The sequence below is a fragment of the Streptacidiphilus sp. PAMC 29251 genome (assembly GCF_054208735.2).
The window spans coordinates 8,283,843-8,296,088 of the sequence record NZ_CM135725.2 but is presented as its reverse complement, the minus strand read 5'-3'; the positions used below and the strand labels follow the sequence as shown (position 1 = coordinate 8,296,088).

The following is a 12,246-nucleotide window of genomic DNA, read 5'->3' as shown; positions in this document are numbered from 1 at the left end:
TAATCGACCAGGGTGCAGGGTGAGGTGGTAGCTCAGGAAACCTCGAGGAGAGAATCCCCATGCACACTCGCACCATCGGCAGTGTCAAGGTCAGCGCCATCGGTCTCGGTGGGATGCCGATGTCGATCGAGGGCCGGCCGGACGAGCAGCGCAGCATCGCGACGATCCAGGCCGCGCTGGAGGCCGGGGTGACGCTGTTCGACACCGCGGACGCCTACCACCTGCACGCGGACGAGGTCGGCCACAACGAGTCGTTGATCGCCAAGGCGGTGGCAGGCTTCGGCGGCGACACCTCCGACGTGCTGATCGCCACCAAGGGCGGCCACCTGCGTCCCGGCGACGGCTCCTGGACCCAGAACGGCTCGCCGGAATACCTCAAGCAGGCCTGCGAGGCCTCGCTCCGGCGGCTCGGCGTGGAGGCGATCGGCCTCTACCAGTTCCACCGCCCCGACCCCACGGTCCCCTACGCGGAGTCGGTCGGCGCGATCCGCGACCTGCTCGACGCGGGCAAGATCCGGGCCGCCGGCATCTCCAACGCCGACCCGGAGCAGATCCGGCTGGCGAACGAGATCCTGGGCGGACGGCTGGTCAGCGTGCAGAACCAGTTCTCGCCGGCGTTCCGCTCCAGCGAGCCGGAGCTGGAGCTGTGCGCGGAGCTCGGCATCGCGTTCCTCCCGTGGAGCCCGCTGGGCGGCATCTCCAAGGCCGGCCAACTGGGCTCGCGCTTCGCCGCGTTCGCGGACGTGGCCGAGCAGCACGGGGTCAGCGCCCAGCAGGTCTGCCTGGCCTGGATGCTGGCCAAGGCCCCCGTGGTGATCCCGATCCCGGGCTCCTCCCGCCCCGAGACCATCCGCGACTCCGTCGCCGCGCTGGAACTGACCCTGTCCCCCGAGGAGTTGAGCCGCCTCAACGCGGCCTGAGCCCGCGGGCTACCGGCGGCCCGAGGCTTTCGCCTTCACCGCGAGGCGCAGCGACCGGGCGAGCAGGACGGCGACGGCCGCCGGTGGCAGCCACCAGGCGTTGAGGTGCTGCTGGACCAGCCCCGCGGTGACGCCCAGCACCAGGACGACGCCCAGGGCGATCCGCCAGTCGTCGCCGACGACGAAGTCGTACCAGAACCGGCCGAAGGAGCGGATGCGCTTCATCACAGCCCCACCTCGGTCGTCTCGGTCGTCTCGGTCGTCTCAGTCGTCCCGGTGGCCCCGGTGGCCCCGACCGTCCCGCCGCCGCCGCGGCGCAGCAGCGCGGTGCCGCCCAGGGCGAGCAGCGCGGTGGCCGGGACCAGGACGACCAGGGCGGCGTCGCCGCCGGGCCAGTGGGCACCGGTTCCCTCGGTGGACCAGAACAGTCCGAACGAGGTGAGCATGGTGCCCACGGCGAACTTCAGGGTGTTCTCCGGAACCCGGGCCAGCGGGGCGCGGACCGCGAGGCCGAGGCCGGCCACTACGGCCACCGCGGCTGCCGCGCCCAGGACCGCGACCGGCAGATCGTGCTGGTTGGCGCCAAAGGTCACCACGATGAAGGCGACCTCCAGGCCCTCCAGAAAGGTGCCCTTGAAGGAGAGCGTGAAGGCGTACCAGTCGCGCACCCGCCCGCGTCCGCCCGCGGCGGCGGCCCCGGCCGCCGCCAACTTGGCGGCGTAGGCGGCGGCCTCGTCGTGCAGGGCCTTGTGGCCGGACGCGCGCAGGATCGCCTTGCGGAGCCACTGCAGCCCGAAGACCAGCAGCAGCGCCCCGACCACCAGCCGCAGCGCGCCCAGCGGGATCAGCCCGACCGCAGGCCCGAGGACGGCCACGGTCACGGCCAGAGCCGCCAGGGCGGCGAACATCCCCTGCAGCGCGGAACGCCAGTCCCGGCCCGCCCCGGCGGCCAGGACCACGGTCAGCGCCTCCACGGCCTCGACCGCGCAGGCCAGGAACACCGTGGCGAACAACGCCCAGGCCGTACTCATCCCTCGGACCTCATCCCTCGGACCTCATTCCGCGACCGGTTCCCAACTCGGCTCCGTGCCTGTTTCCGCCCCTGTTTCCGCCCCTGCGACGTCCTTGCGGGAGAAGGCCAGGAAGGCCACGAAGCCGAGGATGACCACGGCCCAGGCCAGGCTGACCGGCCCGGTTCCCCAGGCCAGGCCGCCCCTGAGGCGGGAGACCGCCATCCAGTCGGCGAAGGAGGCGCCGAGCGGGCGGGTGACGATGTAGGCGAACCAGAAGGCGAGGATCGGGTTCATCCGGAACCAGCGGTGGGCGACGGTGGGGACGGCGATCAGCACCGCGAACAGGACGCCGGAGGAGAAGTAGCCCAGGTGCAGCGTGGTCGCGGTCCAGTCGCCCGCGGCCGTGCCCAGCGCGAAGGTGGCCATCACCGTGGCCCAGTAGAAGCCCTCGCGGCGGCGGGTGTGGATGCTGTGGATCGACAGCGTCCGCTCCACCGCGTACCAGGTGCCCAGCACCGCGGCGAGGACCACGGTGAAGAAGGCGGTCGACACCGCGTAGGGGATGCCCAGGGCGACATGCAGCACATCGGCGGCCATGGTCCCGAACACGCTGACCATCACCACCGCGGTCCAGTAGATCCACGCCGTGTAGCGGCGCGCCGAGAACTGCAGCATCAGCGCCGCCGCGAAGGCGAGCCCGCCCAGGGCGACCGCGATCACCTGGTTCAGATGGGTGGCCATGAAGTCGGAGGTGGTCTCGCCCATCCCGGTGGTGAGCACCTTGGTGATCCAGAAGTAGAGGGTCACCTCAGGAACCTTGCTCAGCGCGTGCTGAACGGGTGCCGCTGACCCGTTCCTCCGGTGTTGGCCAGTCGTCGGCATGGCGGAAATGATGACGCACCCCTCTATGAGGTCTATGAGGTCCTCGAACGGATACCGACCCGGAGGGAACCAGCCGCGGTGAGGCCGGCCGCGGCTACGACGGCCAGGTGGAGACGAACCACAGCACGACCGCCTGGGCGACGAACAGCAGCACCTCACGACCGTCAAAGGTCCGCAGCCACTGCCGAAGGCGCTCTCGCGACATCGCCGGACTCCCTCCTGGTGCAGGGTATTGACCGGCTCACTCTCCCGACCGGGACCTAACACTGCGGTAACAGGCTCAGGCCCGGATCCGCTCCGGGACGCTCCCGGCCACCCCGTCGGGCCGGTCGGCCGGCACCATCCGGCCGACCGATCCGGCCATGATCTTCTGCAGCACGCTGTAGGCCAGGATCGGCAGCAGCACCGCCGGGTGGTCCGGTATCCGGGTCGCCGCCAGCACCGCGCTGGCGCTGCTGTTGTTCATCCCGGACGCGAAGGTGAGCGCGATGGAGTCGGCCCGGTCGATCCGCAGCCGACCCGCGATCACCCAACCGGTCAGGAACGACAACCCGCACATGGCTGCCGCCGCCACGACCACCAGGGCCAGGAAGTCGGGGTCGGGCCGCCGGATCACCTGCCCCAGCGCACCGCAGGCGTTGGTGTAGCTGAGGGTGACCACCACCGCCAGGTTCACCAGCCGGATCAACGGCCGCGCCGGCCGCGGTCCGGGGCCGATCCTGCTGACCAGCCGCCCGGTCAGCAGGCCGAGCAGGCACGGCACCAGCACCACCAGGACGGCGAACAGCCCGCCGCCGGTCCGTGCGGCGGCGTGCAGGTCGCTCGCGTAGTCGCCGCTGGCCAGAAAGCCGGCCAGGTACAGACCGAGCGGGATGGTGACCGGGCTGAGCAGCGTGGAGCCGAGGACCAGCCCCAGGCTCAGGGTGGCGTTGCCGTCGCTGCCCTGGGAGAAGACCGTGGCCCCGGCCGCCACCGGCATCGCCCCGATCAGGGCGAGCCCGGTCAGCAGGCTCTGCGCCTCACGCTGGCTGTGCCAGCCCGAGGCCGCGACCGAGGCCGCCGCCAGGAGGACCGTGGGCAGCAGCGCGTTGATCAGCACGCCCAGCAGCAGCGGACCGGGGTGCCGCAGCAGCGTGGGCAACTGCTCGACCTTGGCGGTCAGCCCCGCGTTGAAGACCACCAGCGCCAGCAGCCCGGCCTGCAAAGGAAGTTCGGCCGCACCGACCCGTCCCAGCGACACCCCGCGAATCGCCACCCCCGGCCCGGGCAGCAGGGCCGCCAGGGTGTACGCCGCCAGCATGATCCACAGCAGCTGCCGCTGCAGCACGGCGCCCAACCGGGCGCATACAGGTTCCTGCCGAACTGTTGCCATTCCGGATCCCCCTCCGCAACTCGTTCGCAGACATCCGATCACGCCCCGCCCGTAAAAGTCGCGGCCCGCCCGGCACTTTCACCAGAACGAGTGGTTTGCCGAGAATCCGACGGGAAATCGTGGCTGCGTGGTTCATCCCCGCCGGGGTTGCGGGACGCGGACCGAGGCCATCCCCGCTGCCGTGGCGGCTTGGATCCCCCTCTCGGTGTCCTCGAACACCAGGCAGTCCGCCGCCGGGACATTGAGGCGCGCGGCGGCGAGGAGGAATCCCTCGGGGTCGGGCTTGGCCCTGCTGTAATCGCCCGCGCACACCAGCACGTCGAAGGCGTCGAGCAGTCCGAGCGCGGTCAGCGACGCGGTGACGGAATCGCGGGTGCTGCCGGAGACGACGGCTGTCGGCAGGTGCTGCGAGGCGTATGCGATGTGCGGCAGGATTCCCGGGACCGCGGTGATTCGCGGAAGGAACTTTCGAAACAGTTCCTCCCGGCACAGCGCGACGGTTTCGACCGGCATGGCCAGTCCCTGGCGCTCGTTGAGCGAGGCGATGATGTCCGCCACCGGTCGGCCGCCCCAGTCGTAGAAGAGGTCCTCAGGGAACACGCAGTCCCATTCGTCGAGGGCCTGCTTCCACGCCAGATAGTGCAGCGGCATGGAGTCGGCGATGGTGCCGTCGCAGTCGAACAAGTAGGCCCGAAAGTCGCCGGGCGGCAGGGATATGATCATCGCTTCAGCGTATAGCGCGGCCGGCGAATTTCAGTGGCTGCCCTGAGCGGAGGCCGTGAGCCGACCGGCGAGCGCGACCACGAGGTCCCGGAGTTCGTCCGGTCGCTCGATGACGAACGGACGGTCGAGCGACGCGAGTACCGAGGGCAGCCAGTCGAGCCGCTCCGCCCGCAGTTCGACGCGGAACCAGCGCTCGGTGGACGGATCTTCGCCGCCCTCGGGCACCGGCTCGCCCCCAGGCACCGGCTCTCCCCCGGGCGCGAGTTCCGCCAGGCTCGCGACGCCGGCCGGAAGCCGGGTGCGGATCTGCTCGACCGTCCCGTGGATCCGCAGGCTCACCTCGTACCGGTACGGGGCCTCGGCCAGCCCGGACAGCACGCGCTGGGCCGGATCGAGTCCGGCCGGCGGCTCGAACGAGCCCGCCAGGGCCCTCGCGTCCGCGATGCGATCGAGCCGGAAGGTCCGGTCCTGGCCGGTTCCGGGGTCGACGTCGGGGTCGATCGCAGGGTCGGCGCCCGTGACGTACCACCGGCCGGAATGGGTGACGATCCCGTACGGGTGCAGTGTGCGTTCACTGCGTCGGCCGTCCCGGGCGGTGTACCTGATCGCGATCGGTCGGCGATTGCGCACCGCGTCGGCGATGGTGAGCAGGATCCCGGTCTCCGGGGTGGCGAACTCACCGGGTGGAGCCGTGAAGGCGAGGGATTCGAGGACCGCGTCGAGCCGACGGGCGAGACGCTCGGGCAGCACCCTGCGGATCTTGGCCGCCGCCGTCTCGCTCGCGGTGCCTGCCGTCGTCAGCAGTCCCGCCCGGCGGCCCGCGACGAGGCCGAGCAGCACGGCGAGGGCTTCGTCGTCATTGAGCATGAGCGGGGGCAAGCGGTACCCGGCGGCGAGCCGGTATCCGCCGTAGCGGCCACGCACCGACTCGACGGGCACGTCGAGGTCGACCAGGTGGTCCACATACCGCCGCACGGTGCGCCCGTCGACGCCGAGCCGGTCGGCGAGTTCGGCCACCGTCCGGATGCCGCCCGACTGCAGCAGTTCCAGGAGCGTGAGCACGCGGCCAGTAGGTCGAGCCATGCCGCCGAGCCTAGCGTGAATACTGGACCGTTTCTGTCCTCTATCTGTTCTAGCGTGCGAGGTGCATCGGTTCCACCAGCCAAGGAGATCACCATGGACTTCGTCTCGATCCGCATCATCACCGACGACGTCGCGCGCCTCGTCGACTTCTACGAGCGGGCAACCGGGGTGTCGGCGGAATGGTCCACCGAGGACTTCGCCGAGCTTCGGACCACCAGCGGCACCCTCGCGATCGGCAGCACCCGCACCGTGGTGCTGTTCGCAGCCGACTCCGCCCGGCCGGCCGACAACCACACCGTGATCATCGAATTCCTGGTCGACGACGTGGACGGCGTGCACCGGAACCTGGCCGGCTTCATCACCGACTTCGTCACCGAGCCCACCACGATGCCCTGGGGCAACCGGTCGCTCCTGTTCCGCGACCCGGACGGCAACCTCGTCAACTTCTTCACCCCGGTCACCCCGGAGGCCGTCAAGAAGTTCGCTCGCTGACGCCGGAGCGACCGCCCGACCGGCGTAAAGTCGAACGACAACGAACGACAACGATCGACGGTGATCGGAGGCGCTCATATGGCCGGACAGCCCTCGGACGACGACGCGAATGCCGCGAACGTGACGCATGCGGCTCATGCGGTGAACCCCTGGCAGCGGCTGGACGACCTGTACGCCGTCCGGCCACCGTGGGAGATCGGACGCCCGCAGCAGGCGTTCCTCGACCTCGCGCGGTCGGGCGCCATCCGGGGGCGGGTGCTGGACATCGGCTGCGGGACCGGCGAGCACGTGCTCATGTGCACCGATCTCGGCCTCGACGCCACCGGCCTGGACCTCGCGGCCACCGCGCTGCGGGTCGCGGAGGACAAGGCCCGTCAGCGCGGCTCCACCGCGCGATTCCTGCACCACGACGCGCGCAGACTGGCCGCGTTGGGCGAGCAGTTCGACACCGTGCTCGACTCCGGCCTGTTCCACATGCTCGATCCGGACGACCGCCCCGCCTTCACCAGCGGTCTGCACGCGGCGCTACGCCCCGGGGGCCGCTACTTCCTGCTGTGCTTCAGCGACCTGGAGAAGCCCAGGCCACCCGGAATCATGAGCCCGCACCGGCTGACCCGGGACGACATCATCGGCGCCTTCGCCGACACCCTGCGGATCGACTCCCTGGTCCGGACCACGATCGAGATCACCCTGGACCCGGCCGGCATCCGCGCCTGGGTCGCCACCATGACCAGGGTCCCCGAGTAGGACCGTCGGGTGGGGGCTGCCCCGATTTCGGCTCGTTGACGGGACGTCACATCGGGTCAGCCATCGACTGGGTGCTGCTCCGCATTGAGGGCGAACTGGTTCGCCGCGCCCGGCCTCAACACGAACACCTGACAGGCCCCCGGCGCTCACGGTTCGCGCCCGCAACGTTCGTGGTCCGGCCCCGGGGACAGCGATGCGCCGACCTGCTCCGCGTTGATCAGGACCTGGTTCAGCCCTGTCAGAACCATCTGGCAGTCGGCGCGACGCTGGTCACCGGGGTCCAGGGTGCAATGGCCGAAGCTGACGGCCCGCAACTGTGGGAGCGACAAGGCCACTGGTGACAGATAACGTCCACGCCATGGCGGCTATGAGGGATCGGCGCGGCACATTCGGGGAGGCAACCGGCCCTTACGAGTCAGGCCGGGTCGGATATTCGGAACCCCTGGTCGAGGGGGTGCTTGCCTATGCGGCCTTGGAGGCCGGCGCTCCCGTGCTGGAGGCCGGTGCCGGGACGGGAAAGGCGACGGTACCTTTCGCGGCCCGTGGGCTCGCGCTGACCTGCGTGGAACCGGACACGCGGATGGCGCGGGTGCTGCGGCGCAACATCAGCGCCTACCCGCAGGTTTCGGTAGTGGAGTCGCCGCTGGAGGACTACGCGGGGCTGCACAGGGGGTTCGGCCTGCTGATCGCGGCGCAGTCCTGGCACTGGATAGATGCGGAGGAACGCTGGAACCTGGCGGTCCGGGCGCTGAGGCCCGGCGGCGCACTTGCCCTCCTGTGGAATTCCAACATCCTTCCAGCCGGGCAACTGCGGGACGACCTGCGGGCCCTGCACGACGCCTATGACCTTGCTGCTCCGGGGCAGCACACGCTCCGTGATCCCTTTCCCGAGGACGACGACGTCTGGGCATCGACACCGTCCGGCCGCGATCTGGCCGCCGACGCACGGTTCGGAGACCTGGAATTCAGGACCTACCAGGCGACCCATCCCTTCACCACCGGCAGGTATCTTGACCTCCTGCTTTCCCTGTCGTCCTACCGGATTCTGCCGCCGGACAGGCGGTCAGCCCTGTTCGCCGAGGTCCGATCCATCGTCGATGGACACGGCGGCTTGTTCACCATGCAGACCAGTGAGCTCATCCAGCTGGCGCGCGTTCTGTGACGCGCACACACCGGCCGCCACGCCAGTGCACGGGGCAGCAAATGGCATGACCACGGACTCCACCTTCCGACAGGGCAGCACCCCCAGTGACAATCGGCCTGCCCTGGCGTTCACGATCACGCGCAGGTGGCCAACTCAGGCACTCAGCCACACGCGCCCCGGTGCCACCTCGTGGTTCACTGCTAACCTCGCGATCGAATGCTTGTTCGAACATTGGCGTAGGCTGAGCAGACGAAAGGGATATGTCGGGCATGAGGATGAGTGGGAGGAGGGAGGCCGCGGTGTGTTTACGCATCTGCAGGTCGCATCCGGCTACTCGCTGCGCTTCGGCGCCTCCCACCCCGACGCACTGGTGCGCCGGGCGGCCGAGCACGGCATGGGGGCGCTGGCGCTGACCGACCGGGACACCGTGTCCGGCGTGGTCAGGTTCGCCAAGGCGTGCCGGGACCACGGGGTACGGCCGGTCTTCGGCGCCGAGTTGGCCGTCGCCGCGTTCGAACAGCCGCGGAGCGCGTCCCCCGGACGCCGGTCGCCGGTGCGCGGAGGCGCGTTCGTGGACGAGTCCGCGCCGCGGGTCACCCTGCTGGCGCGGAACCCGGCCGGGTGGGCCGCGCTGTGCCGTCTGCTGACCGCCGCCCACGCCGACCCGGGCTCCCCTGCTTCGGACTCCCCCGACCCGGGCTCCCGCACCATGGGCTCCCACGACCCGGGAGCCCGGGCCCCGGGCTCCCGCCGACCGGGCTCCCGTCGGCCGCTGCTGCCCTGGTCCGCCGTACAGCAGTGGGCGAATGACGGCCTGACCGTGCTGCTCGGCCCCGACTCCGAACCGCTCCGCGCCCTGGCCGCGGGGCGCCAGGACCGTGCCGTCGCGCTGCTCGCGCCGTGGCGCGAGGTGTTCGGGGACCGGCTGCGGCTGGCCGCGGTCGCCCACCACCGGGGCGGCACCGGGGCCGGCTCGCTGCGGCTGGCCGCCCGTACCGTCGGCCTGGCCGCCGACCTCGGCGTCGAGGCCGTGCTCAGCAACGCCGTCCGCTACGCCGACCAGTCGCAGGCGCCGGTCGCCGACGTGCTGGACGCGGCCCGCCGGCTGGTCCCGATCGACGAGCGCCGGCTCGACCAGGGCCAGCGCTGGCTCAAGCCCGCCGCCACCATGGCGCAGCTCGCCGAGCACATCGCCGCCGCGGCGGGCCAGGAGCACGGCGGAGCAGCCCGCCTGCTCGCGGCGACCGAGCGCACCGCGCAGGAGTGCCGGCTGGATCCGCACACGGACCTGGGCCTGCTCGCCCCGGCGGCGAACCTGAGCCAGGGCGGGGCCCACCTGCCCGAACCGCACCTGGTGGGCGCGGACCGGCAGCCGGCCCACCAGGTGCTGCGGACCCGGGTCTTCGAGGCCATGCAGCAGCGCGGTTACCAGGGGAACACCGAACTCTGGGGACGCCTGTACGACGAGCTGAACATCATCAGGAGCCTGTCCTACGAGACCTACTTCCTCACCGTCGCCGCGGTGGTCGACGAGGCCCGCGAGCTGGGCATCAGGACCGCCGCCCGGGGCTCGGGAGCCGGATCGCTGGTGGTGCACCTGCTGGGCATCGCCACCGCCAACCCGGTCGACCACGGCCTGCTGATGGAGCGCTTCCTCTCCCCGCTGCACCGCTCGCTCCCGGACATCGACGTCGACGTGGAGTCGGCCCGCCGGCTGGAGGTCTACCACGCCGCCTTCCGGCGGTTCGGCGCGGAGCGGGTGGCGGCGGTGGCGATGCCGGAGACCTACCGGGTCCGGCACGCGATCCGGGACGCCGGCGCCGCCCTGGGCATCGACCCGGACGAGATCGGACGGCTGGCGAAGGCGTTCCCGCACATCCGCGCCGGTGATGTGCGGGCCGCCCTGGCGGAGCTCCCCGAGCTGCGCGAGGTGGCCGCCCACGCGGAGAAGTACGGGCGGCTGTGGGAGCTGGTCGAGGGCCTGGACGCGCTGCCCCGCGGCATCGCCATGCACCCCTGCGGGCTGATCCTCTCCGACGCCACCCTGCTGGACCGCACCCCGGTGATGCCCACCCCGGGCGAGAACCTGCCGATGAGCTTCTTCGACAAGGAGGACGTCGAGGACCTGGGCCTGCTCAAGCTGGACATCCTGGGGGTGCGGATGCAGTCGGCGATGGCGCACGCCGTCACCGAGATCCACCGCACCACCGGCCGGACCCTCGACCTGGACGACCCGGCCCAGCTCCCGCCCGGGGATCCGGCCACCTTCGAGCTGATCCGCAGCTCGCAGACGCTGGGCTGCTTCCAGATCGAGTCGCCCGGCCAGCGGGAGCTGATCGGGCGGCTGCAGCCGGAGGACTTCCACGACCTGGTCGTCGACATCAGCCTGTTCCGCCCGGGGCCGGTCGCGGCGGACATGATCACCCCGTTCATCGAGGTGCGGAACGACCGCCGCCGCCCCCACTACCCGCACCGCGACCTGATCCCGGCGCTGGAGGAGACCCTGGGCGTGGTGGTGTTCAACGAGCAGGTGATGCGGATCGTCAAGGTGATGACCGGTTGCGACCTCGGCTGGGCCGATGTCGCCCGCCGGGCGATGCAGGACAAGGAGCGGCTGCCGAAGGTCGAGACCTGGTTCCGGACCGAGGCCAGGAAGACGTACGCGGAGCAGGTGGTCGACGAGGTCTGGGAGATCCTGCTCGCCATGTCCTCGTACGGCTTCGCCAAGGCCCACGCGGTGGCGTTCGCCGTGCCCACCTACCAGTCCGCCTGGCTCAAGACCCACCACCCGGCCGCCTTCTACGCCGGACTGCTGACGCATGACCCGGGGATGTACCCGGCGCGGCTGATCCTGGCCGACGCCCGCCGGCGCGGGGTGCCGATCCTGCCGCTGGACGTCCAGCACTCCGCCGCCGACTACCGCACCGAGCCGGTCGAGACCGCCGACGGGCTCCGGTGGGGCGTGCGGCTGTCCCTGTCCGAGGTGCAGGGCATCTCCGCCGAGCAGGTCGCCCGCATGGTCGCCGGGCAGCCCTACGCCTCGGTCCCGGACTGGTTCACCCGCGCCCGCCCCGCGCTGCCGGTGGCCGAGCGCCTGGTCCAAATCGGCGCGCTGAACCCGCTGGCGCAGGGCCGGCCCCGGCGCGACCTGCTGCTGCAGGTCGCCGAGCTGCACCGGCAGCAGCAGAACACCGCCGTCCCCACCCAGCTCGCCCTGGCCGGCGACGACACTGCCGCTCCGGCCCTCACCGGCCTGCCGGTGATGACCGCCGAGGAGGAGCTCGGCGCGGAGCTGTCCGTGCTGGGCCTGGACGTCACCCGGCACCTGATCACCGACCACCACCAGCTGCTCACCGAGCTCGGGGCCGTCCCGGCCCGCCGGCTGCACGACCTGAGGACCGGGGAGCAGGTCCTGGTCGCCGGCGCCAAGGTCGCCAACCAGACCCCGCCCAACCGGACCGGCAAACGCATCCTGTTCGCCACCCTGGACGACGGCACCGGCTTGGTGGACCTGGCCTTCTTCAGTGACAGCCAGGCGGAGTACGCGCACACGATATTTCACAGCGGCCTGTTGCTGGTCCGGGGAAAAGTGCAGCGCCGCGGCCCTCGCTCCATCAGCGTGGTCGGTTCCGCCGCCTGGGATCTCTCACAACTGGCGGATATGCGCCGCAGTGGCGGACTGGACGCTGTCGCGGCGCATTTGGCAGACAGCCGGACCAGGCCGACTTCCGAGCAGGAACAGAACAATCGCACGATCCGGATGGGCAACGGCGCCGAAATGCACCCGTGGTCCGACCTCAAGCCCGCCGGGGACGGCACCCAGAACGGGCGCAAGCTGTGGCACTCGAGCCCGGGCGGCGCCGGGTGAGT

At 71.1% G+C, this 12,246-nt stretch carries 11 protein-coding genes; 5 read left to right on the top strand and 6 right to left on the bottom strand.

Annotation, left to right across the window (positions count from 1 at the left end; all coding sequences use genetic code 11):
- Window positions 1–59 precede the first annotated feature (59 nt).
- Window positions 60–920, top strand: coding sequence for an aldo/keto reductase (locus tag ACXKR8_RS39305; protein WP_458269290.1), 861 nt, complete (start codon window positions 60–62; stop codon window positions 918–920).
- Window positions 921–929: 9 nt separating this feature from the next.
- Here ACXKR8_RS39305 and ACXKR8_RS39300 read toward each other — a convergent pair whose 3' ends face one another.
- From ACXKR8_RS39300 to ACXKR8_RS39275, 6 genes are all read right to left on the bottom strand, one after another.
- Window positions 930–1,145 carry a hypothetical protein gene (locus ACXKR8_RS39300; RefSeq protein ID WP_458269289.1) on the bottom strand — a complete coding sequence of 72 codons (216 nt, stop codon included), beginning with the start codon at window positions 1,143–1,145 and terminating at the stop codon, window positions 930–932.
- Entirely contained in the window at window positions 1,145–1,951 is an 807-nt protein-coding gene (locus ACXKR8_RS39295; protein WP_458269288.1) for a COG4280 domain-containing protein, read from the bottom strand. The genes ACXKR8_RS39300 and ACXKR8_RS39295 overlap by 1 nt, the downstream gene beginning before the upstream one ends.
- Before the next feature lie 24 nt (window positions 1,952–1,975).
- Window positions 1,976–2,740, bottom strand: a complete 765-nt coding sequence (locus ACXKR8_RS39290; RefSeq protein ID WP_458269287.1) for a COG4705 family protein — start codon at window positions 2,738–2,740, stop codon at window positions 1,976–1,978.
- Window positions 2,741–3,095: 355 nt separating this feature from the next.
- A complete protein-coding gene (locus ACXKR8_RS39285) occupies window positions 3,096–4,187 on the bottom strand; it encodes a bile acid:sodium symporter (RefSeq protein WP_458269286.1) in 1,092 nt (363 codons plus the stop codon).
- A gap of 132 nt (window positions 4,188–4,319) precedes the next feature.
- Window positions 4,320–4,910, bottom strand: coding sequence for an HAD family hydrolase (locus tag ACXKR8_RS39280; protein ID WP_458269285.1), 591 nt, complete (start codon window positions 4,908–4,910; stop codon window positions 4,320–4,322).
- 30 nt (window positions 4,911–4,940) lie between these two features.
- On the bottom strand, window positions 4,941–5,993 hold the full coding sequence (locus ACXKR8_RS39275) for a helix-turn-helix transcriptional regulator (protein WP_458269284.1): 1,053 nt from the start codon (window positions 5,991–5,993) through the stop codon (window positions 4,941–4,943).
- Between the two features lie 93 nt (window positions 5,994–6,086).
- Between ACXKR8_RS39275 and ACXKR8_RS39270 the strand changes: the two genes are divergently transcribed.
- The 4 genes from ACXKR8_RS39270 (at window position 6,087) to ACXKR8_RS39255 (ending at window position 12,244) form a co-directional block, all read left to right on the top strand.
- The gene (locus tag ACXKR8_RS39270) at window positions 6,087–6,485 is read left to right on the top strand and encodes a VOC family protein (RefSeq protein WP_458269283.1); all 399 of its coding nucleotides are present in this window, start codon (window positions 6,087–6,089) and stop codon (window positions 6,483–6,485) included.
- A 78-nt stretch (window positions 6,486–6,563) separates the two neighbouring features.
- Window positions 6,564–7,232 (top strand): class I SAM-dependent methyltransferase, encoded by a 669-nt coding sequence (locus ACXKR8_RS39265; RefSeq protein ID WP_458269282.1) that lies wholly within the window; start codon window positions 6,564–6,566, stop codon window positions 7,230–7,232.
- 454 nt (window positions 7,233–7,686) lie between these two features.
- On the top strand, window positions 7,687–8,394 hold the full coding sequence (locus tag ACXKR8_RS39260) for a class I SAM-dependent methyltransferase (protein ID WP_462100025.1): 708 nt from the start codon (window positions 7,687–7,689) through the stop codon (window positions 8,392–8,394).
- A 283-nt stretch (window positions 8,395–8,677) separates the two neighbouring features.
- Window positions 8,678–12,244: a DNA polymerase III subunit alpha gene (locus ACXKR8_RS39255; protein WP_458269280.1), complete on the top strand. Its 3,567-nt coding sequence runs from the start codon at window positions 8,678–8,680 to the stop codon at window positions 12,242–12,244.
- Window positions 12,245–12,246: the final 2 nt, after the last annotated feature.